The organism is Pseudomonas sp. RGM2987 (genome assembly GCF_022952855.1).
Lineage (GTDB): Bacteria > Pseudomonadota > Gammaproteobacteria > Pseudomonadales > Pseudomonadaceae > Aquipseudomonas.
On the sequence record NZ_JALJDX010000221.1, the window covers coordinates 54382 to 71489 of the forward strand.

Sequence of the window (17108 nt, forward strand, 5' to 3'; positions counted from 1 at the left end):
TTGGGGGAAATCTGGGGGAATGGCTTCCCTTGCGATTCCCCCAGCCGCACTTCAATATTCCCCCATGGCCTATTACGAAAAGCGTGGCGACGTCTGGCGAGCCCAGATCCGTCGCAAAGGGTACCCAACACTTTCAGCCACCTTCGACACCAAAGCGGAAGCCCAGCGATGGGCCGCCGAGATCGAGGGCGATATGTCGCGCTCGCGATTCGTCGACACCAGGGAGGCCGAGAGCACCACGCTCAATGAAGCGCTGACCCGGTACGTCAACGAGGTGAGTGAGGGCAAGAAGGGATCAGCCCAGGAGAAGGTCAGGGCGAAGAAGTGGCAGAAGTCGGAGTACGCCGGCAAGTCACTGGCGGCAATCCGCTCGAGCGATATGGCAGCGTTCCGCGATGCCGAGCTGAAGGCCGGCAAATCAACTGCAACGGTCCGACTCAACCTGGCGCTGATCAGCCACCTTTATACAGTCGCGGCAAAAGACTGGGGGATTCAGGGGTTGAAGAACCCGTGCACCGGAATCCGAATGCCCAAAGGCAGTAAGCAGCGGGAGCGCCGCCCTAGCACTGCCGAACTCAAGTTGCTGTACAAGCACGCGGGAGCGGTCAATGCCGAGCTTCCGGTGATCATTGAGCTTGCGGTCGAGACGGCCATGCGCCGGTCAGAGCTGGTCATGCTCAGGAAGGACCAAATACGGGGGAGGGTCGCATTCCTCGAGGACACGAAGAACGGCGAGCGCCGATCCGTCCCGCTGTCAACGCGGGCGGTGGAGCTCTTGGAAGGATTGCCGACGCCAATCGACGGCGGCCGGTTCTTTCATTTGAAGCTGGACAGCGTCAGCAATTACTTCGCCCTGGCGTGCGAGGCAGCCAAGATCAAGGATCTTCGCCTGCACGACATGCGCCATGAAGCGACCAGCCGCCTGTTCGAGCGTGGCCTGTCCATCATGGAAGTGGCGAGCATCACCGGTCACAAGACCTTGGCGATGCTCAAGCGGTACACACACCTTTGCCCGACCGCTCTCGCCGAGAAGCTGGGGTAGCATCACGCCACCCCGCGCAGCGTCGGCGGTGGCTGCCGCTTCCTGCCGACCTTCGGCGCCTTATTCTCCCCATCACGGCAACTGCGCAGAAACTCGCGCACATCCTCTTTGAGCCAGCAATGCCTGGTTCCCATCTTGAAACCCTTGGGCAACCAGTCAACGCCCCGGCGGATCCCCTCCCTGACCGAAGCCTCTGTTCGGCCAAGCATCTTGCCCAGCCCCTCTACGTAAACAATCTCTGCTTCTTCGCTCATTTGTTGCTCCTGAATTCGATGCCCGGCGGGGGGGGGGTCAGTGAATGGTCACGCTGTCCTGCCCTACGGCAACTTGGCGAGCCTGCTGTTCGGTGCGGAAGGACATGTGCTGCTTGATGCCTCCGCAGTCGGCGACGACCCACCAGTAACCGCCAAAGCGGTGTGGGCCCTTGATGATTCTGGTGATGGTCACGATTCGCTCCGTGCCGCGCTTGGCGGCAGAAGGTGGGTTATTCGGGTTTTGCGGGGAACCACTCGTTGTCGTATTCGAGCTGGGTCACCAGTTCAGGCGTGAGGCTCGGCAACTGGCGTTCGAAGACCAGGTATCCGTATGGCTTTTCAATCCAGCCAGGCGCCTCTTCCATAAACTTCTTCTTGTAGATCCGAAGAAGGTGGTCAGCTGCTTTCTCGAATTCCTCCTCGCGATAATTCCCTTCACAGATGATCCCGTTGCTGACGCGCCACACGGTGCGCTTGGGCTGGGCCTCGGCGGCCTTGATCTTCTCGGCCATCTGGTCGCGGGCGTAGCGCATCTGGTCCAGGGTCAGGGTCTTCACCCAATCGTCGGTGCCGATGCTCATCGAACAGCCGTGGTGACACTTAATTTCAGGCATAGGAACTCCTCGCCCGCCGTTCATCGGCAGGCATGTAGGGGGAGTGGGGTTAGGAGGTGGCTTTGCCGATTTGGGCAGCAGCCCTGACGATGACGCGTCGGGTGGCCGCGCATGGATCAATACCGCACAGTTCTTCCAGCATGTCACGATCGGTGTGCGCAACAGCCAGTTTTCCGGGCTCTGCCGGAAACGGCGGATAGACGCATATCCCGAGGCTCACAGCCAGGCGCAGCGCATCACCGTCGTCTGTGAGCGGGTTCCAGCTACCGGCATAGCGCATCCCGTTAAACATCTCGTAACGCTGGTAAGCCTCCGACCATTCGATTTGCAGACCGACAGCCTTGGCGGCCAGCTCAAGTAGTTCGCGGTCACTCATGGCTTCGGCCCCCTGTATATGTTCCAGGCAATGAATAGGAGGGCGGCTACTGGGAGCATGGCGTCACCTCCTTGATATGGCTATCGACCCATTTGCGCATCCGCTGCCAGCGCTGTTCTGGGGTTTCGTTCCAGCCACACTCGTCGTTCTCGAACACGACTTCGGCGGCCATGGCTGGCGCTATTCCGAAGGCCCCCGACACCGCCTCTCGGCAATGCGCGTCGATGGTGCTCATGTCGATGCCGCGCTTTGCGCCGAGAACACCTAGGGTGCAGAATTGACCGTCGGCTTCGAGGGTGTCTGCCACCAGCCGCTTTTCAGGCATGGCGTCCAGCGCCTCGCGCAATTCGACCAGGAAAGCCTGACCGCGCTTTCCCTTCAGCGCCGAATTCACGGCACCCCTCCAGCAGATCAGATCCCATCCGCCGCAATCATCGCTGTATCCGCTGCGGCTCATGGCGTCACCAGTTCGTCAGGTACTTCGAAAAAATTGAGCTGACCCTTGAAAGGCGTGAAGGGCAGCGGCTTCGGATCGCGCAGGACGAAAGCTTTCTGGCCCATGTACCAGGGCGAGTCGCTGGTATCCAGGTTATCGACCAGCTCGACAGACCCGACGATTCCGCCACGCAGCAAATCCTCAAAAGGCGGCAGCCTGACGCCGAGCGGACCAGCTACCCAACTTGCTGAGTTGTACTCGGCACGGGTCATGCCCATGGCTGCATGTACCAGGAACCGACCGCGGTGCTTCGTGGGCCAGCTACGGTTTTCGATGTCCTTGCCGCCATGGATGATCAGCCAGGCCCAGGGCTGGCGAATTGAAAGAGCTTTCATTTGGCAATACCTGTTCCATCCCGCCACATGGGCAGGCTTGATAGGGGAAGGGGTTATAGAGGGGTGTTCAGGGTTTGACGGAGTCTGTGCTGTCGGCCAGGGCGACCTTTATGCGTTCGCGCAGCGGTTTCGAGTACCCACCTTTGAGCATAGCGTCGAAGCAATCACGCAACAGCGCATCCCGCTCGGCCAACTGTCGCTTAAACTCTGCGCGGTCCATGTCGTAGTTATAGTCGCTTTGGGAGACCATCAGATCAAGGCGCTGAACCTCGGCTAGCGTCTTGGCGTGGTTCGCCGCTTCTGTATCCAACTGGGCGCGCAGGGTGTCGCGCTCGGCTTCACGCTTAAGATTTAAGTCATGCCAACGCTCAAGCGTCTCTTGAGCGGTTGCCAACCCAGCCCGCAACCGCTCAACCTCGCCCGCATCAGCGTGGGTGTAGAGCAAGAATTCGCCACCTGTTTTCCGGCACGCTTGCAGCCATTGCTGATCAACGATGCTGACCCCGTACTCCCCGGCGCCACCCCACAAGCGCTCCGCCTCAAGCTTCATAACAGGCTTCGCCACCGGCTGCGCATCAGCACGATTCACATTCTCCCTGAGCGCTTGAACAAAATGGCGCTCAGGTTCGGTCAAGGCGATAGCGTCCCCCACTATCTGTGCATCGGCTTGCGGCGGTACAGCGGCCAACTTCCCCTCCAGCTCGTCGATGCGCTGGTCTGCCGTGGTCAGGCGCTGTTGCAGTTCGTTGATCCTCAACTGTTGAGTGTTCCAGGCCAGGGCAGCGTTATCGCATTCCTCCGGGCCGACCTGCTCGCAATGGGGGCAGCGGGCGTCTTCGTGATCGCCGGTGTCGGCAATCTGTCCGCCGCCAAGGCAATGGAAGCTGGGGTAGACCTCGCCGCAACCTTGGCACTCGACCACGAACGGGCCGCCTGTGTTGTCATGCGTCACGAGGCCCAAGGCCTTGCGCTGGGGTAGGTTGTTGCAATGCGCTTCGCTCATCCTGCAATCTCCATCGATACCAGATCATGGGCGTCTACAACCTTCATGCAGAGGGCTTTGGCTATGTGCACCTCCAGGCTGGCGCCGCGGGAGTCCTGCCAACCAGGCAGGGTTGCCACGGTGTCGCAGTCCATCAGGGCAGCGATGTCCCGGCGCATGCATTCGCTCCAGGTGCCGCCGGCGGGGTTGAGTTCGGCGGGGTTGGTGACGATGTGCCCGGCTTCGCGCAGGCTGGCGGCCATGGCGTGGAAGGCCGGGAAATTCAGGTCGAGGATGTGGGTCATCGGACCCGAGATATAAATCCGTTTCACGGGGAGTCCTTGCCGGGCCAAGCCCGGGCGGTGGAGTGGGGGAGTTATGCGGCTCGCTTCAGTTCTTCGATGACAATCTTTCCGGCCAGCGGCGGTACCGCGTTGCCGGTCATGTGCATGGTCAGTCGGTGGTTATCCGGGCGCTTGGTATCTGGCCCGAATGACTGAGCAGCCAGGGCCTCGTCAGCCGAGAGCATCCGCATCTCATCGCCACGCACCAGGGCCCAGCGGTCCAGGGTGGTGATGGTGCCGATAGGGCGATCCAGGCTTCGGCCAGTGAGGCCAGAGCCCGAGCCGTAGTAAGGCATGATGAATCGCTCACCGAAGCGCTCACGGCCATTCTTCACGCGCAACAGCGTCGACTCGGCACGCCCCGGCTTATCGATCCTGCTCCACTTCCCTGCGTCGAAGTCGAGGATGTCGCGGGCTGGGACGTGCTGGCATTGGGGCAACTGCAAGAACAGAGGCGCCTTGCTGAGCGAGCAGACCATGAACATACGGACGCGGTGCTGTGGCACGCCAAGGTCGGCGCAGTCCACGATATGGGGCGCAAGCGCGTAGCCGAGCCGCTGCATTGCATCAGCCCAGGCGGGATACAAGACCCAGTCCATGAACTCGGGGACGTTTTCGATGATAGCGAATTCCGGCCGGTTCACCTCTGCGTTCGATACTGGCGCCCAGGCCGTTGATCGCGAGTTGTCATGTTTCGGGTTCCCGTTATCCCGGCCGCGGGCCTTGGTGTGACCCTGGCAGCAGGGAGCGGCGAGCATCAGGTCATGTTTCGGCACTTGCGACCAGTCGGCTTGGTGTAGGTCCTGGCAAGCATGTTGTGTTTCAGGATGGTTGGCAGTGTGCCATTCCACCGCGTCGGGCCAGTGGTTGGCTGCCCAGAGCACTTGTACGCCCGCATTGCGAGCGCCGGTGGACAATCCGCCGAAGCCGGCGAACAAATCAATTGCGGTGGTCATGGGGTTCTCTTCTGTCAGGCCGTTGCGGATAATGCGAATACTTCGTCGCCGCCCCGGGCGATGCCAGCGTGCAGCTCAACGTTGCGCCCGGCGAGCATTCCAGCGATTTGGGCATTCGTATCTAACTCGACACCCTTGCTTTTCCGGGACTCCCTAATGTCTTGAGTGGCGAGGTATTCGCTGATCAATGCCTTGTCCTGCGCCTGAATCGCTACGAGCTCCTGGCCGCTGGCGGGATGGCCTGCCGGATCGTCGTCGCATTGAGGAACAAGCGCTTTCAGCTTCGACTGGACCTCCCAGACCCACGCCAATGCAAAGTGATCGCCGGCAGTCTCTGCCGAATACTGACTCTGATGAACTCCGGACCTGACTGCTGAGCAGTACTCCTTGCGCGCCTGGGTTAGCTTGGTGTGCAGCGCCTCATACGCGTACAGGGCGATGTTCTGAGCGGGAGAAACGCCGACGAATGTCGCGCACTCAATGACCTGGCCTTTCGCTGGACTCCACTTCCAGTGCCGCAGGGTCGTGCAGTTGAATGCTTCTGCCACGGCGATGCTCAACTGCTGATCCCACGCCGGGCGTCGCTTGGCGCGGAACAGCGCGGACTCGACTTCGCCGACGTCGCTCAACTTCACATCCATTTCGGTAAGCCGGTACTCGCGCATCAATGCCTGCGCCTGGCGGAGCGCCGTGGCGGCCTCGTTCTCGTTGGCGCTCTGGGCCAGTGCCAGGCAGTGCTTGATCTTGCGGATCGCACGCTCGAGTTTCTTTTCGTCGATGGTGTTATCGGTCATGGCTTCGCCTCGCCAGGGTGGCGTGAAGTGGGTTTGTGGGCTATTGGTTGATGGCCCGGCATGGGGCCGGATCAGCGTTTCTGGTAGGTCTTGGTCAGTGCGCCGTTGACGACATGGCCGCGCTTCAGCACGACGCGAGCCAGTGCGGCCCGGTCTTTCTCACTGTGGCTGGCCTGGCCGAGCAGGCCGAAGTAGCTGTTGGCAGTTTCGCGCAAATCCTCTGTCGGCGCTGCTGCTGTTCGCTTCAGTGCCTGGGCCAGCGATCGTTTCCGCGTTGTGCGCCTCCACGGCTTGATGACGTGCCCGACGAAGTCAACGCCCCGGTCAACTGGCTGCAGGATGGTCTTGCTGGGGTTCAGCTTCGCGCCCAGACCGGGCAGGAACGCCTCGACCTGGGACTTCCACTCATTGAGTTGTTGCGGCGACTCATGCAGGAACACGAAGTCATCGACGTACCGGATGTAGTGCTTGGCGCCGAGCTGGTGCTTGGCGAACTGGTCCAGGGCGTCGAGGTAGATGTTGGCGAAGAACTGCGACGACAGGTTGCCGATGGGTAGCCCGAGGTGCGCCGGCTGCGCGGTGAGGCGCTTATGCTGCGGCACCCGATTGAACAGATGAGCCGGGCTGCGCACCTCGTAATCCTCGCGAGGGTCGTGCATGAGGATCGTTTCGGCCAGTTCGAGCCACCAGGGCTCACTGATCCTGGCGGCCAACTGCCGGCGCAACACCTGCTTGTCGATGGCGACGAAGAAGTTCGCCAAGTCGCATTTCAAGTAGAACACCGGCTTCGACCAGTTCTGGCTGGCGCTGCGGATCTTCGACTCAAGGCGCTTGGCGGCGTACAGCGTTCCGCGCCCTTGGATACAGGCGCAACTGTCCGCTATGAAGCTGCGTTCGATCCGTGGACCGATGTGGTTGTAGAGCAGTTGGTGAACGATGCGGTCCCGAAAGGCTGCCGCCCATACTTCCCGGGCTTTCGGTCGGGTGACCACGAAACAGATTGAGCGGCCTGGCCGGTAGGTGCCGGCGATCAGGTCGCGGTGAAGCTCTACCAGGCTCCGCTCCAGGTCCATTTCGAAAGCCAGGGCGCTGGCGCTGTTGCGCTTCGTGCGGCGGCAGTCGTAATAGGCCTGGACCAAATCGGAGAACGGGTAGGGACCAACAGTCGAATCTGCGGACGGGGCGGACGCGGAACTCGTTGTTCTTGTCGTTGTTGTTCTGATTGCCATCATCGAAGTTCATGTTGAATGCGTTGTTGGCGGAGCGCTGCGACCTGTCGTGCTATCTACGTCGCCAAGCCGGAGGCAAAGCCGATCAGCAAGGAAACTGCGCGAGACCTACACGGACGCTTTAGACCGGCGGTATCTCTTGTGCACATGGCGGTGGCCCAGGGGCCAGCGGCACGACCAGATTCAATTCGCACAGACCTGAAAGCCGTAACTCTCAGGTGGCGGGCGCGGTTGGGGTGTAGCGTTTCCAGGCATTCGCCTGTTTGCCAATTGAGGTGGTTACCTCGATAGCTTTGGCGTGCTGCGGGACACTGATGAATCGACTGTCCTTGAACAACCTCATCAGGAACTCGATCACTTGGACCTTCTCAACCAGCGAGGTCAGGTGTGGATGCTTGTCCCGGGTCGAGTTGGCCCGGGCAATCAGCATCAGGACATCGATGCACTCATCAATCACCCGCTTGCCGAGTGACTGTTTCAGATCGCGGGGAATGTTTCGTGTCAGGTTCGTAGCCATCTGAAGCAGGCCCATTGAAACCTGATAAATCTGCAACTCCGTGTGCATCGCCATCGGCGCGCCCTCCTTGGGCAACCGGCCGCAAGCGGCCGGATTAAATAAGCGAATTAATCAATCAATTGACTGCGGACGGGGCGGACGCGGCACTCGTCGTTCTTGCCGTAGCTGTCCTGAAAGCCATCATCGAAGCCCATGGTGAATGCGTTGTTGGCGGAGCGCTGCGAAGATGACCAGTAGGCGCGATCCTGGAACGCCTCGGGGCTGCCCTCGCGAAAGGCTTCGACGCTGGTCTGGGTTGGCGATTCAGCGCTGTACAGCTGGCCCACAGGCTCACTGTTCGGGTTGTCACCGCTGCGACCGTATTCCCAATTCGCTTCGGTGGTCGGCTTGAAGTGGCGGTATTGCAGCTCCTGAACATCCCGCGCCGGGATCGCCCAGTCGGTGAAGCCGCCGATGTCCAGCACCAGGACCTTCTGTGCCAGCTCACTGCCAGCGGCTGCCATAGCCTCGGTGTTGGCCCGGCTGTTGGTGAAGCTGTCGGCGCCTTCGATCTTCTCGCCGTACTTGCCCCAGGCACCAACCAGCTCATGTTCCGCGCCGGCGGTGATGTTCAGATAGCACTTGCCGGTCTCCGGGTCGCGGGTGATGCCGGAGAAGAACCCGCCGCCGAAGGGCTGGCCGATTTCCGGGATGGTCACTGCTGGGATTGCTTGAGCTGCTGCGGACATGGTCTTTCCTCTTTTCGAAGGCAACAAAAAAGGCGCTGCTGCGCCCCGGTGCCGGATCAAGAGCGGATGAATGAAGGATTAAATAAAGAATCTGCGGACGGGGCGGACGCGGAACTCGTTGTGCTTGCCGTAGTAGTGCTGACCGCCATCATCGAAGTACATGAAGAATGCGGTGTCGGCGGAGCGCTGCGAACTCGACCAGTACCAGGTGTCCTTGGCGAATAGGTCGGGCACATTCACCCAGCAGTGGTACAGCTCGGCACAGGCCGGCAGGTAGAAGTCGCTGTGCCCGTCAGCCTCATGCGCAGCGCAGGCACTGGCGGCCGGGTAAACCGTTTCCTCGTAGCACATGAGGTCGGTGTTGAGGTTCCCGTTCGTTTTGCTGGTGCTGACCAGGTCAATGCCGCGACCACCCCACTCATGGTTACCCACGTCTTCCTTGGCGACGATCAGGTAGTGCGCCGGCACATCGCCGCGAGCCGCTACCAGGCCAGCGTTGTACCCGCCTTGGCCGGGCCAGTACTCACCCAGTCCAGGGATGGCGGTGGGCTCGACCTGCTGCACGTTGGCTGCTGGCGGGAGAGAGCCTGCGAGTAGGGTGGCGATTGCAATCTCTGCCAGCCTTGGGCGGGCCACTTTGAAGTGAATGCCATTGTGTTCCAGTTTCACCATTTCGGCTTTCATGGGGTTTCCTCGGGTTGGGAACAGAATTATTCGTCGTGACAGATGCGAAGGGCTTCGCGGTCGAAGGCCAACTTCAATTTCCGCGACACGTTTTCGGGTATCACGTATTCGTGTCGCGGCGGGGCGAAGAATTGCGCCGAACCTTTCGGGCCAAGCGCATGCAGATGATGCAAGGCCAGGGTCATTGCTTCGCCCTGTTCCTCGATCTGGTGCCAGGCCATCAGGTCAGCCAGTACCTGCCGGGTGCCAGCCATGCAATGCAGCCGGATTTCCTCTTCGCCGCGGCTCCTTCGCTTCGCCGCGGTCTTCGCTGATCGGTCTTTCTGCGTTGCCGCCATGGCATTTCTCCGTAATTCCGCTGGCCGGCAGTGCCAGCCAGGTCTGTCGTTTGCGTTGCTGGGTTCGGAAACGTCTCACGCTGCTACCTTCACCTGGTTCCAGGCGCCGACGGCTTCGAATATCCGGTAGGCCTGGGCGTCGTCCAGCGACACCGTGTCGGGTATCGCGATCCAGCCAGACGCCACCAGATGCTGCGGGTTGGCGCTGTCGCGGATCTCGCTGTAGCAGTGCTCGATCACTTCCTCCAGATGGTCGGAGAGGTACATGCCGTCTGGCGTGACCTCTATCGACTTCAGGTAGCGATTGCCGGTGTGGTCGTCACACAGGGCGCTGAGGTAGATGGTCCAGCGGTGAGCGATCTCACACACGGCCTGGCCGATCTTTCCGGGCGCGATGTTCTTGAGCGACTTGTAGTTGATCATCCCTTGGCGGCCGCTGGGGTCGATGTTCACCACCGCTACGTGATTGACCCGGACCAGGGAGCGGCAGGAGCGCTCAACCCTGGCCTTGAGGTTGTTGGGCTTGCGTGGCTTGCTCATAACGCCTCCGTCATCTTACGCACCGCCCGGCGCTCAGCCAGGGTAAGCTTGCGCGGTTTGCGCTTGAGGACCGTTTCAGGGTCTATTCGGGTTGAGCGGGCCGGCGGGATTGGGTTGCGCGGCGGGCTTGGCAGTTCGTCTATCTGGCCGCCTGCCGCCAGGAACTGGGCGATTCGATCCGAGATCGCGTCCGCCTGGGGTCGATTGTGCTCGACCAGGCTGAGGTGGTTGCTGATCATGGTGACCTCACTTAATGCGTATGGAGCTGTCGCCGCGCTCAAGGTGCGCCCAGGTCGGCTCCGGCAGGAGTTCCTGCTCGGCGTCTTCGCCAGCGGCAATGCGCTTGCGCACGGCCTCGTTGTGCTCGCGGATCTCCTTGAGTTTTGCGGCAATGGCAGCTTTATCTGGCGCAAATGTGGTTTTCGGGACGACGTAGTCCTCTGGCAACTCGTCTTCCTTGTCCACGATCACTTTCTCCTTGCCCTGGGCTAGTGTGATGGTGAACAGCGGACGCTTGATGGATTTGAGGTTGGCTGCCTCCATGTTCCTGCGGAGGTAATCGCTGATCTGCGCCACACTGTTGGTCTTGATGCGCTTGAGTTCGGCCAGGCGCTCGATCTCGTTCTCGATCGCAGTGACATCGCTTTCGATATTTCGGCGCAGCATGACGATGTTGTCGGCCTTCACCTCGAACTCGCCTTGGATCTCGTCCATAGCGTGCTGCAAGGCCTCTTTCAGGCCCTCATCATCGGTGTCGGCCATGCCCTGGAGTTCTGCCAGCTTGCCGGTGAGTGCGTAGAGTTGAGTCATGCTGCAGTCTCCTGTTTCGGCTCAGTCAGTTTTTTCCATTCCAAGGAAACCCGGGCTGCGCCTTTCTCGTCCTTGCGCAGGGTGAGCTGGCGGACGGCCACGTCGTGGATCTTCTTGCGCTCATGCGGCGTTTTCGCGCCTTGCATGTTCTCAATAACCGACTTGATGTAGTCGAGGCGCTCAAGCTTTTGGCGCTCTTCTTCTTCGACTCTGTTTTCGGCTTTTTCGAGAGCCACCTCATCTCGCACAGCATCGACATACGCGGCGTCGTCGAACAGACCCATGTGGATGTCAGCAGCAAAACCGAGCGGCTGAAGGCATTTGCCGATAGCGTCGGTTAGCGATTTTTTGGCAGCTTCCCAGTCAGTGATGATCTTGCCGCCCTGGAGCAGAACAAATGGTGTATGCCCGTAGTGCTCCACGGTGCACTTCTGGCCGTCTTTTCCCAGATACCAGAGCTGTATCTTGATGGTGTGAAGCTTGGCGTTGATGATCGGCGCGCTGGGCCATTCCTTCGTTGGAGCCAGAAGCGGAGCACCCTCGTCGAAGCGATCCTCAAGCACTGTCCAGCCCCAGCCCTCGCCGCACGGGCCGAAAATCTCGGTAGCCTTGCGCATGAGGTAGGTGGGCTTGATGGCGGTGCCTTTGAAGCCGCCCATTCCGGTGAAGTTCTTCGTAGCGCTCGGGTCGGTCGTGCCGACCTGATCCCAAATTCTGGTGTTGGACATGACTGTTCTCCGCGCCACCGGAGAGGGGCGCTGTGAAGGGGGTTATTGGGTGGCTTTGGCGATTGCTGCGCGAAGCTGCAGGATTTCCCGGAACTCCATGTCCTCGGCTCGATCGCCAATCCCAGGCACGTAGTCGAACGAGGCAATGAATTTCGCCCAGGCATCTACCGTTTTTTGTGCGGCGGCCAGAAGGTCAGGCGCGGCGGCCATAAGCCGCGCATCAGCTGTGCGGCGACAGTAGTCTGCAAGGTCCAAATTAGTTGCTGACAGGACTATCGATGGCTCAAAAGACGCGCCGACGATCTTGATAAAGCCGGGGTAATACCCATCGACCACTTTCCACGGACCGGGCGTGTGGCTTGATTCAGGCATGACTAAATCCTTGCCGCGACGTGCGCAGCGCTTGAAGATGTGAGTTAGGAGGTGATGCGATCGGCGTAGGCGCTTGCGAGCATCCAGGCCGTGCAGAGAAGAAGGACGATTGCTGATCCGCGCCAGGTGTAGAGCCTGCGCAGGCGTTGGATTTTGATCATGATGACGGCTCCAGGCTGAGCAACCTTTCTCCCAGCGTTATGCGAGCGGCTACTTTGTCCCGGTCAACGCCTGTGATACTGGCGATCCCGCCGAGGCTGAGCCCCTGACGCCGAAGCCTTGCACAGCGTTTGGCGAGTGCCTGCTGGCGCTTCTTGGCGCCTTCGCCGCTCACCGCAGCACCTGGGACAGTTGCGGAATGTCGCAAGCGTGGCGACGGTCCTGTACCGCGCCGTAGGCAATCATGGTCATGAGCAGGGCGGTGAGGATCCAGGTGATGATCTTCATGGCCGAGCTCTCACTTCAACACGACCGGCCTTGATTGCTGCTGCAAGCTTGGGCGGGAGCTTCGAGACGGGGAGCTCGCGCGGCAGGCCGGCGCCAAGAATGGTCAGGCTCCGCTCGATCTCAGCAATCTGCTCGTCAATCAACGATTTAACCGGTGCAGTGCTCATGACGCCTCCTTGCGCTGCCTGGTCGGTTTCAGGAGGCGCTTGCAGTAGTGATTGAATTCCTCGACGGATATGACGCTGCCTTCCATCATGTTGGTGATCATGTGCAGCACGACTTTTTGGGCACCGTCAGGGCTGTCGGGGTGCTCCAGGCTTTCCAGCGCTTCGTCGATCAGGATGTGAGGGCTCATAGTTCGTTGTCCTCTGCCTGGGCGATCAGGGCGTCATCGGCCAGGGGCTCAATAAGGGCCTGTGCGATTTCGCCGATCTTGCCGAGCGGGTGGTCACTTGGCCCGCGCAGTTCGGCGTAGGCAGTCCTGTCGACCTGGCCCCGCTCGGCAGCCAGCAGCAGATATCCGAGCGCCGGGGTTCCTACCTCGCCGTCGGCAAGCCTGCCGTTCGCGAACTCATCAATCGCCAGTGCGAGCTGGGCCTGAGTCACACCCTGCGGCTTGCGCATCCGGCGCTGAAACGAAACGTCGACGCCGAACCGGACAAGCTGCTCGACCGCGTTGTAGATCCATTCCGCCCGGGCAACTTCCTGTGGGCTCTCGCTCACCGGTGGAGGCAACTGAGCGTCGTAACGCTCCTGGCTGAGTTTCAAAGCTGCGTTCATGGTTGCCTCCAGATCGGCGGGTCAGTCGTGGTAGTCAGGCTCGTAGGCGTAAGAGCTTGGGTTCGGGTGGCTGTGGTTCTCTTCACCGCACACCCGGCATTCCAGATAGCTGCAATCGAAGGTGCCATTCACTACGCCCGGATCGCCGCCCCAATCGCTGACAAGTTTCCAGTCATGGTCGACTTCGCCGTCGATGACCTCACATTGCTTATCGCTCATGGCGACCTCCAGTGTTTGGGGTTAGGCGGAGCGGGCGGCGAGCATGGCGTCGGCCAGCTTGTAAGCTGTGCTGGCGGTTTCGTTCTCGCAGCCATCCATGCCAAGCAGGCACGGAGCGCCTGCGGTTGATATGAGGCCTTGCAAAGCCTTAGCCGCGAAGTAATCGCGGACGGTCAAGCCGAAACAGGTGCCGTGGCCGCCATACTCGCTGGCCGCAACTGGGAAGGCAGGATTCTCACCCTCTTCAAGAGCAGCGTTGTATCGATGCTCGGCGCCTTCAATTTGGCGATCCATTTGAGCTGCCATGTATTCCATGACTGAGTCCTCTGTGGTTGATCCAACAAAACTCGGATGCACTCATCCGATCCGCTGGTTGCCGATGGGCGCGGGGGAGAGAGCTGACGGGTAGAGGCGGGGAAGGATGCAGGCGGCCGGCACTGCCCGGCATGTATCAGGCCTGACCGCTCGTACCTGAGCAGCCCCGCGATTCACCTGCGATGAAAAGCAATAAACGAATCAACGAATAGGTAATCTGCGGACGGGGCGGACGCGGAACTCGTTGCTCTTGCCGTAGCTGCTCTGATTGCCATCATCGAAGGACATGAAGAATGCGTCGTAGGCGGAGCGCTGCGAAGATGACCAGTGCCATTCCTTCTCAAATAGCTCTGGGACGTTCGCCATGCACAGGGCCAGCTCGCTGATGGCGGGCAGGTACAGATCGCTGTGGCCTTCGATGGTCAGGCCGTCACACCACTGCGCGGCAGGGTGCTCCTCAGCGGATCCCTCAACGAGGTGCAGAGTGTTCGCCAGGCCATCGCGGCGGCTGGAGGCTTCCGTCTCGTCGACCTCGTATCCGCCGTAGGCCAGCTTCTGGCCCAGCACGGCCTGGCTGGTCGGGACGATCAGGTGGTAATCAGGCTGGCCGCTCTCGCCGCGCATCACCCCGGCATACACGCCACCCTGGCCTTTCCAGTACTCGCCGATGGCCGGGGCCGAGATTGAAGTTGGCGCCGAAGAAACATCCATCGCCAGGCTGGCGAGCTTCAGCACAACAGCTTCGTCAGGGCTGCTGATCATCAGGTCGCCACGGGTGTAGGTGGTCAGTTGAATTGCTTGCATGTGGGTTATTCCTTGTCGGGGGATGTTCGGTTGACTTCCCGTCTGGCCCTGTCGCCAAGGCCAGCCAGTGAAATCTTCACTCAGGCACCCTGATCGGCTGTTGATCGATGACCGTTATCGATCCTCGATCTGTCACCGCGATCCTGGCGGTCAGTCCTGGGTTGAAGTCAGCAAGACGGGGATGGGCTTGGAAATCCACAACCCTTCCTGTGCGATCGCCGATGCCGAGGTAGATCAAGTCACCTATCTGAATTTCACTTCCGCGTTTCGTTGGCATTTCGTGTCTCCTGGTCGTCATCCCAAAGCCCGCTCTTCGAACGGGCTTCAGTGATGCTTTCCGCCGTGACCCGCTACTGGCGTCGGTCACCGGCTCATTCATCTTGTTAAACAGTCCGCGGATCTTCCCGACTGCACTCTTGTTCTCGCACGGATCTAAGCTGCTCCGGCCGGGTCGAGGCACGACTTTCGTCGCTTTTACCCGTGGGTCGATTAAGGCTCGACCTCGCTAAACCTTTTTGATGCTGGGCCGGTTTTGATCCGGCAAGGGGTGTCACTAAAGAGCGGCAGGTCTGTTTAGGCCCTGGCGAGGCGCTGTGGCGTCTCGATGGATTAAATATGAACCAACAGTTCACATTAGGTCAAGTACCAAAAGTACATATTTTTAGAAAAGTACACAAAGGACCCACAAGGCGCTCCGCTTGGTTCAGCCATTTACCAGCGGAAACACCTTCGCTATAGTTCCGTTTACTGGATGGATATACAGCTAATGGGGAGGTTTGAATTATGGATGCAATGAAGCTTGAAGGTGCGGCAGGGCAGGGGATGAGTGGAATGGAAAGGCTTGGCCTCCGGGTATCATCAATGATCAACCACCCGGTCGCGCAGATTCAGCGCTGGGTGACGATCCACCGCCTGGATACGGATGGGGAGCGGGAATGGAAGGAGGTGCTGGGGCTCTTGGCCGAAACTGACGGCATCGACATGGCACGCAATGAGGACGGATCGGTGACACTGCGATGGGAGCCAATCGCGGAAGAAGATCGGCTGGTGGAGGCTGTTGAGCCACTTGAGGCGGCAGCACCCTTTTGAGGTCGCACAGAAAAGCCCGCTTTGATAGCGGGCTCTTAACCAGTGCGGGGAGTTAGGCCGGCTGCTGGTCCAATTCTGATCCGCAGTATCTGCACTTCACTGCGGCATACTTGATTGTCTCCGCACAGTACGGGCATACCTTTGTCTCGCCGAGGTGCAAGGAATCGCCGGATGGAGCTTCCGGGAAACCGCTGGCCTTGGCCCACTCAACCGGCGTCGGCCTGCTCAGCGCCCATACAAAGGCAGCGATCCAGCCTACAAACGTCCAGCCGGCCAACAGGTTCAGCGCAAAAATCGCAGCACTTCTTGGATGCTCTCCCATTGCGCAGATCGCTGGGTAAAAGTACATGGCAATTGCGCATGGAAAAAATACGATAGTAGCGATCATGGCGATATTGTTCGTGCCGCTTCCGATCAGATAGCTGACCAGGCAGACCGACGCGAGGATAAACAGACCTAAAATTTTCATCGTTACACTCCATGTGACATCCGACCACTTTAACATTCGTGGCTTCGCGCCACCATCTGCTGCGCCGTCAGTCGCCAGTGCTGAACGGCTGTTGCCATGCGACCTCTACCGTTTCACACACCGTCGAGGCGAAACCCGTGAACGACCATCGAAGAGACCAGGCTTTGGCTGCCTGGCGCAAGCTGTTGGAAGAGCCAGAAATCCGAATGGATGTCGAGGAGCAGTATGAGGAGCTGCTGAAGATGGCCGACGACTTCAAGGTGCAAGGTCTTATAGACAGGCACGACTGGAGAGAGCTGGTGGAGGAGGCGGGCGCCTTCTACGCACATGCGATCGAAGGGATGGCCGAGGGCACGTAGCGGAAGGGCAGAAACTGAAAGCCCGGCGCTGGCCGGGCTTCTAGCGGAACTTGCATGCCGACTGCTTCAGCTTCCGCTAAATAATTTTGTAAGCCCAAATGTGATAGCGCATGCAAGGCCAGTCATAGCAATTGCCGTGGCTACGCACCACTTGAGCATGCTGAGTTCCGTGTTAGCGAGGTCTGCCTTCGTGGCGGAATGCTTGTCGATGGACTCGACCTTCACCAAAATCAGGTTGAGCTTTTCCTTGATCTCGGGGAGAGATTTTTCAAGTGCCGCTACGCGAGCTTCCATATCGCCTCCTCCTGGTGGGTTCTCGCCTCCAGTATGGTCTCCGCCACCTGAGTTGTCACTGGAGCGCTTGTTACCCCATGACGTGAGCATTATCACTTCACTCATCGCCCGTCTCCTTGCCCAGCTTCCACTGCCTAAGCTTATAGGTTGCTATTTGACCGAAATGCCCACAATTTGGGCAGATCACCGCAGT

Annotated in this window: 32 protein-coding genes; 3 read left to right on the forward strand and 29 right to left on the reverse strand. The window is 59.8% G+C overall.

Translation table 11 applies throughout. The features are described from left to right. Nucleotides 1-64 precede the first annotated feature (64 nt). Nucleotides 65-1042 (forward strand): site-specific integrase, encoded by a 978-nt coding sequence (locus RGM2987_RS25510; RefSeq protein WP_245145630.1) that lies wholly within the window; start codon nucleotides 65-67, stop codon nucleotides 1040-1042. A 2-nt stretch (nucleotides 1043-1044) separates the two neighbouring features. Here the strand turns inward: RGM2987_RS25510 and RGM2987_RS25515 are convergent, their stop codons facing one another. From RGM2987_RS25515 to RGM2987_RS25645, 27 genes are all read right to left on the reverse strand, one after another. Continuing rightward, nucleotides 1045-1296 (reverse strand): hypothetical protein, encoded by a 252-nt coding sequence (locus tag RGM2987_RS25515; protein ID WP_245145631.1) that lies wholly within the window; start codon nucleotides 1294-1296, stop codon nucleotides 1045-1047. Nucleotides 1297-1333: 37 nt separating this feature from the next. Continuing rightward, nucleotides 1334-1489, reverse strand: a complete 156-nt coding sequence (locus RGM2987_RS25520; protein ID WP_245145632.1) for a hypothetical protein — start codon at nucleotides 1487-1489, stop codon at nucleotides 1334-1336. Nucleotides 1490-1526: 37 nt separating this feature from the next. After that, nucleotides 1527-1910: a hypothetical protein gene (locus RGM2987_RS25525; protein ID WP_245145633.1), complete on the reverse strand. Its 384-nt coding sequence runs from the start codon at nucleotides 1908-1910 to the stop codon at nucleotides 1527-1529. A 49-nt stretch (nucleotides 1911-1959) separates the two neighbouring features. After that, the gene (locus RGM2987_RS25530; protein ID WP_245145634.1) at nucleotides 1960-2286 is read right to left on the reverse strand and encodes a hypothetical protein; all 327 of its coding nucleotides are present in this window, start codon (nucleotides 2284-2286) and stop codon (nucleotides 1960-1962) included. A gap of 46 nt (nucleotides 2287-2332) precedes the next feature. Beyond that, on the reverse strand, nucleotides 2333-2743 hold the full coding sequence (locus RGM2987_RS25535; RefSeq protein ID WP_245145635.1) for a hypothetical protein: 411 nt from the start codon (nucleotides 2741-2743) through the stop codon (nucleotides 2333-2335). Continuing rightward, the gene (locus RGM2987_RS25540) at nucleotides 2740-3117 is read right to left on the reverse strand and encodes an ASCH domain-containing protein (protein WP_245145636.1); all 378 of its coding nucleotides are present in this window, start codon (nucleotides 3115-3117) and stop codon (nucleotides 2740-2742) included. The genes RGM2987_RS25535 and RGM2987_RS25540 overlap by 4 nt, the downstream gene beginning before the upstream one ends. Before the next feature lie 67 nt (nucleotides 3118-3184). Continuing rightward, complete coding sequence (locus tag RGM2987_RS25545) at nucleotides 3185-4120, reverse strand: hypothetical protein (protein ID WP_245145637.1); 936 nt, start codon at nucleotides 4118-4120, stop codon at nucleotides 3185-3187. Beyond that, nucleotides 4117-4431 carry a DUF4406 domain-containing protein gene (locus tag RGM2987_RS25550; RefSeq protein ID WP_245145638.1) on the reverse strand — a complete coding sequence of 105 codons (315 nt, stop codon included), beginning with the start codon at nucleotides 4429-4431 and terminating at the stop codon, nucleotides 4117-4119. The genes RGM2987_RS25545 and RGM2987_RS25550 overlap by 4 nt, the downstream gene beginning before the upstream one ends. 44 nt (nucleotides 4432-4475) lie before the next feature. Further along, nucleotides 4476-5399 carry a DNA cytosine methyltransferase gene (locus tag RGM2987_RS25555; protein WP_245145639.1) on the reverse strand — a complete coding sequence of 308 codons (924 nt, stop codon included), beginning with the start codon at nucleotides 5397-5399 and terminating at the stop codon, nucleotides 4476-4478. Nucleotides 5400-5413: 14 nt separating this feature from the next. After that, on the reverse strand, nucleotides 5414-6193 hold the full coding sequence (locus RGM2987_RS25560) for a DUF2786 domain-containing protein (protein ID WP_245145640.1): 780 nt from the start codon (nucleotides 6191-6193) through the stop codon (nucleotides 5414-5416). 71 nt (nucleotides 6194-6264) lie between these two features. After that, nucleotides 6265-7266: an RNA-directed DNA polymerase gene (locus RGM2987_RS25565; RefSeq protein WP_245145641.1), complete on the reverse strand. Its 1002-nt coding sequence runs from the start codon at nucleotides 7264-7266 to the stop codon at nucleotides 6265-6267. Nucleotides 7267-7636: 370 nt separating this feature from the next. After that, a complete protein-coding gene (locus RGM2987_RS25570) occupies nucleotides 7637-7993 on the reverse strand; it encodes a four helix bundle protein (protein WP_245145642.1) in 357 nt (118 codons plus the stop codon). Nucleotides 7994-8046: 53 nt separating this feature from the next. Continuing rightward, the gene (locus tag RGM2987_RS25575; RefSeq protein WP_245145643.1) at nucleotides 8047-8667 is read right to left on the reverse strand and encodes a DUF1566 domain-containing protein; all 621 of its coding nucleotides are present in this window, start codon (nucleotides 8665-8667) and stop codon (nucleotides 8047-8049) included. Nucleotides 8668-8745: 78 nt separating this feature from the next. Continuing rightward, a complete protein-coding gene (locus tag RGM2987_RS25580; RefSeq protein ID WP_245145644.1) occupies nucleotides 8746-9351 on the reverse strand; it encodes a DUF1566 domain-containing protein in 606 nt (201 codons plus the stop codon). 26 nt (nucleotides 9352-9377) lie between these two features. Then, nucleotides 9378-9689, reverse strand: a complete 312-nt coding sequence (locus RGM2987_RS25585) for a hypothetical protein (protein ID WP_245145645.1) — start codon at nucleotides 9687-9689, stop codon at nucleotides 9378-9380. A 75-nt stretch (nucleotides 9690-9764) separates the two neighbouring features. Then, on the reverse strand, nucleotides 9765-10229 hold the full coding sequence (locus RGM2987_RS25590; RefSeq protein WP_245145646.1) for a hypothetical protein: 465 nt from the start codon (nucleotides 10227-10229) through the stop codon (nucleotides 9765-9767). Next, nucleotides 10226-10468, reverse strand: coding sequence for a hypothetical protein (locus tag RGM2987_RS25595; protein WP_245145647.1), 243 nt, complete (start codon nucleotides 10466-10468; stop codon nucleotides 10226-10228). The genes RGM2987_RS25590 and RGM2987_RS25595 overlap by 4 nt, the downstream gene beginning before the upstream one ends. Nucleotides 10469-10475: 7 nt before the next feature. Then, on the reverse strand, nucleotides 10476-11039 hold the full coding sequence (locus tag RGM2987_RS25600) for a siphovirus Gp157 family protein (protein ID WP_245145648.1): 564 nt from the start codon (nucleotides 11037-11039) through the stop codon (nucleotides 10476-10478). Continuing rightward, nucleotides 11036-11767, reverse strand: a complete 732-nt coding sequence (locus RGM2987_RS25605; RefSeq protein WP_245145649.1) for a hypothetical protein — start codon at nucleotides 11765-11767, stop codon at nucleotides 11036-11038. The genes RGM2987_RS25600 and RGM2987_RS25605 overlap by 4 nt, the downstream gene beginning before the upstream one ends. 42 nt (nucleotides 11768-11809) lie before the next feature. Next, nucleotides 11810-12139 (reverse strand): hypothetical protein, encoded by a 330-nt coding sequence (locus tag RGM2987_RS25610; protein WP_245145650.1) that lies wholly within the window; start codon nucleotides 12137-12139, stop codon nucleotides 11810-11812. 443 nt (nucleotides 12140-12582) lie between these two features. Then, nucleotides 12583-12753 carry a hypothetical protein gene (locus tag RGM2987_RS25615; protein ID WP_245145651.1) on the reverse strand — a complete coding sequence of 57 codons (171 nt, stop codon included), beginning with the start codon at nucleotides 12751-12753 and terminating at the stop codon, nucleotides 12583-12585. Then, a complete protein-coding gene (locus RGM2987_RS25620) occupies nucleotides 12750-12941 on the reverse strand; it encodes a hypothetical protein (protein WP_245145652.1) in 192 nt (63 codons plus the stop codon). Before RGM2987_RS25620 ends, RGM2987_RS25615 begins: the two co-directional genes overlap by 4 nt. Next, nucleotides 12938-13366, reverse strand: a complete 429-nt coding sequence (locus tag RGM2987_RS25625) for a hypothetical protein (RefSeq protein WP_245145653.1) — start codon at nucleotides 13364-13366, stop codon at nucleotides 12938-12940. The genes RGM2987_RS25620 and RGM2987_RS25625 overlap by 4 nt, the downstream gene beginning before the upstream one ends. Before the next feature lie 21 nt (nucleotides 13367-13387). Then, a complete protein-coding gene (locus RGM2987_RS25630; RefSeq protein ID WP_245145654.1) occupies nucleotides 13388-13585 on the reverse strand; it encodes a hypothetical protein in 198 nt (65 codons plus the stop codon). A gap of 21 nt (nucleotides 13586-13606) precedes the next feature. Further along, complete coding sequence (locus RGM2987_RS25635) at nucleotides 13607-13900, reverse strand: hypothetical protein (protein ID WP_245145655.1); 294 nt, start codon at nucleotides 13898-13900, stop codon at nucleotides 13607-13609. A 201-nt stretch (nucleotides 13901-14101) separates the two neighbouring features. Continuing rightward, nucleotides 14102-14704, reverse strand: coding sequence for a DUF1566 domain-containing protein (locus tag RGM2987_RS25640; RefSeq protein WP_245145656.1), 603 nt, complete (start codon nucleotides 14702-14704; stop codon nucleotides 14102-14104). 76 nt (nucleotides 14705-14780) lie between these two features. Then, complete coding sequence (locus RGM2987_RS25645) at nucleotides 14781-14981, reverse strand: hypothetical protein (protein ID WP_245145657.1); 201 nt, start codon at nucleotides 14979-14981, stop codon at nucleotides 14781-14783. Between the two features lie 506 nt (nucleotides 14982-15487). Here RGM2987_RS25645 and RGM2987_RS25650 point away from each other — a divergent pair. Continuing rightward, a complete protein-coding gene (locus RGM2987_RS25650) occupies nucleotides 15488-15793 on the forward strand; it encodes a DUF1654 domain-containing protein (RefSeq protein WP_245145658.1) in 306 nt (101 codons plus the stop codon). Nucleotides 15794-15845: 52 nt separating this feature from the next. Here the strand turns inward: RGM2987_RS25650 and RGM2987_RS25655 are convergent, their stop codons facing one another. Further along, nucleotides 15846-16262, reverse strand: coding sequence for a superinfection immunity protein (locus RGM2987_RS25655; RefSeq protein WP_245145659.1), 417 nt, complete (start codon nucleotides 16260-16262; stop codon nucleotides 15846-15848). Between the two features lie 137 nt (nucleotides 16263-16399). Between RGM2987_RS25655 and RGM2987_RS25660 the strand changes: the two genes are divergently transcribed. After that, complete coding sequence (locus RGM2987_RS25660) at nucleotides 16400-16621, forward strand: hypothetical protein (RefSeq protein WP_245145660.1); 222 nt, start codon at nucleotides 16400-16402, stop codon at nucleotides 16619-16621. Nucleotides 16622-16687: 66 nt separating this feature from the next. On the opposite strand, the gene RGM2987_RS25665 is transcribed toward RGM2987_RS25660, so the two are convergent. After that, complete coding sequence (locus RGM2987_RS25665; protein WP_245145661.1) at nucleotides 16688-17020, reverse strand: hypothetical protein; 333 nt, start codon at nucleotides 17018-17020, stop codon at nucleotides 16688-16690. Nucleotides 17021-17108 lie beyond the last annotated feature (88 nt).

Excerpts from the sequence above, each read along its gene's own strand:
- RGM2987_RS25615 (WP_245145651.1), bottom strand. The coding sequence starts at position 12,753 with ATGAGCACTGCACCGGTTAAATCGTTGATTGACGAGCAGATTGCTGAG.
- RGM2987_RS25575 (WP_245145643.1), bottom strand. The coding sequence starts at position 8,667 with ATGTCCGCAGCAGCTCAAGCAATCCCAGCAGTGACCATCCCGGAAATC.
- RGM2987_RS25665 (WP_245145661.1), bottom strand. The coding sequence starts at position 17,020 with ATGAGTGAAGTGATAATGCTCACGTCATGGGGTAACAAGCGCTCCAGT.
- RGM2987_RS25565 (WP_245145641.1), bottom strand. The coding sequence starts at position 7,266 with ATGGACCTGGAGCGGAGCCTGGTAGAGCTTCACCGCGACCTGATCGCC.
- RGM2987_RS25525 (WP_245145633.1), bottom strand. The coding sequence starts at position 1,910 with ATGCCTGAAATTAAGTGTCACCACGGCTGTTCGATGAGCATCGGCACC.
- RGM2987_RS25555 (WP_245145639.1), bottom strand. The coding sequence starts at position 5,399 with ATGACCACCGCAATTGATTTGTTCGCCGGCTTCGGCGGATTGTCCACC.
- RGM2987_RS25590 (WP_245145646.1), bottom strand. The coding sequence starts at position 10,229 with ATGAGCAAGCCACGCAAGCCCAACAACCTCAAGGCCAGGGTTGAGCGC.
- RGM2987_RS25585 (WP_245145645.1), bottom strand. The coding sequence starts at position 9,689 with ATGGCGGCAACGCAGAAAGACCGATCAGCGAAGACCGCGGCGAAGCGA.
- RGM2987_RS25640 (WP_245145656.1), bottom strand. The coding sequence starts at position 14,704 with ATGCAAGCAATTCAACTGACCACCTACACCCGTGGCGACCTGATGATC.
- RGM2987_RS25515 (WP_245145631.1), bottom strand. The coding sequence starts at position 1,296 with ATGAGCGAAGAAGCAGAGATTGTTTACGTAGAGGGGCTGGGCAAGATG.
- RGM2987_RS25580 (WP_245145644.1), bottom strand. The coding sequence starts at position 9,351 with ATGAAAGCCGAAATGGTGAAACTGGAACACAATGGCATTCACTTCAAA.
- RGM2987_RS25545 (WP_245145637.1), bottom strand. The coding sequence starts at position 4,120 with ATGAGCGAAGCGCATTGCAACAACCTACCCCAGCGCAAGGCCTTGGGC.
- RGM2987_RS25530 (WP_245145634.1), bottom strand. The coding sequence starts at position 2,286 with ATGAGTGACCGCGAACTACTTGAGCTGGCCGCCAAGGCTGTCGGTCTG.
- RGM2987_RS25625 (WP_245145653.1), bottom strand. The coding sequence starts at position 13,366 with ATGAACGCAGCTTTGAAACTCAGCCAGGAGCGTTACGACGCTCAGTTG.
- RGM2987_RS25610 (WP_245145650.1), bottom strand. The coding sequence starts at position 12,139 with ATGCCTGAATCAAGCCACACGCCCGGTCCGTGGAAAGTGGTCGATGGG.
- RGM2987_RS25645 (WP_245145657.1), bottom strand. The coding sequence starts at position 14,981 with ATGCCAACGAAACGCGGAAGTGAAATTCAGATAGGTGACTTGATCTAC.
- RGM2987_RS25510 (WP_245145630.1), top strand. The coding sequence starts at position 65 with ATGGCCTATTACGAAAAGCGTGGCGACGTCTGGCGAGCCCAGATCCGT.
- RGM2987_RS25650 (WP_245145658.1), top strand. The coding sequence starts at position 15,488 with ATGGATGCAATGAAGCTTGAAGGTGCGGCAGGGCAGGGGATGAGTGGA.
- RGM2987_RS25570 (WP_245145642.1), bottom strand. The coding sequence starts at position 7,993 with ATGGCGATGCACACGGAGTTGCAGATTTATCAGGTTTCAATGGGCCTG.
- RGM2987_RS25595 (WP_245145647.1), bottom strand. The coding sequence starts at position 10,468 with ATGATCAGCAACCACCTCAGCCTGGTCGAGCACAATCGACCCCAGGCG.
- RGM2987_RS25605 (WP_245145649.1), bottom strand. The coding sequence starts at position 11,767 with ATGTCCAACACCAGAATTTGGGATCAGGTCGGCACGACCGACCCGAGC.
- RGM2987_RS25535 (WP_245145635.1), bottom strand. The coding sequence starts at position 2,743 with ATGAGCCGCAGCGGATACAGCGATGATTGCGGCGGATGGGATCTGATC.
- RGM2987_RS25560 (WP_245145640.1), bottom strand. The coding sequence starts at position 6,193 with ATGACCGATAACACCATCGACGAAAAGAAACTCGAGCGTGCGATCCGC.
- RGM2987_RS25655 (WP_245145659.1), bottom strand. The coding sequence starts at position 16,262 with ATGAAAATTTTAGGTCTGTTTATCCTCGCGTCGGTCTGCCTGGTCAGC.
- RGM2987_RS25635 (WP_245145655.1), bottom strand. The coding sequence starts at position 13,900 with ATGGAATACATGGCAGCTCAAATGGATCGCCAAATTGAAGGCGCCGAG.
- RGM2987_RS25620 (WP_245145652.1), bottom strand. The coding sequence starts at position 12,941 with ATGAGCCCTCACATCCTGATCGACGAAGCGCTGGAAAGCCTGGAGCAC.
- RGM2987_RS25630 (WP_245145654.1), bottom strand. The coding sequence starts at position 13,585 with ATGAGCGATAAGCAATGTGAGGTCATCGACGGCGAAGTCGACCATGAC.
- RGM2987_RS25540 (WP_245145636.1), bottom strand. The coding sequence starts at position 3,117 with ATGAAAGCTCTTTCAATTCGCCAGCCCTGGGCCTGGCTGATCATCCAT.
- RGM2987_RS25600 (WP_245145648.1), bottom strand. The coding sequence starts at position 11,039 with ATGACTCAACTCTACGCACTCACCGGCAAGCTGGCAGAACTCCAGGGC.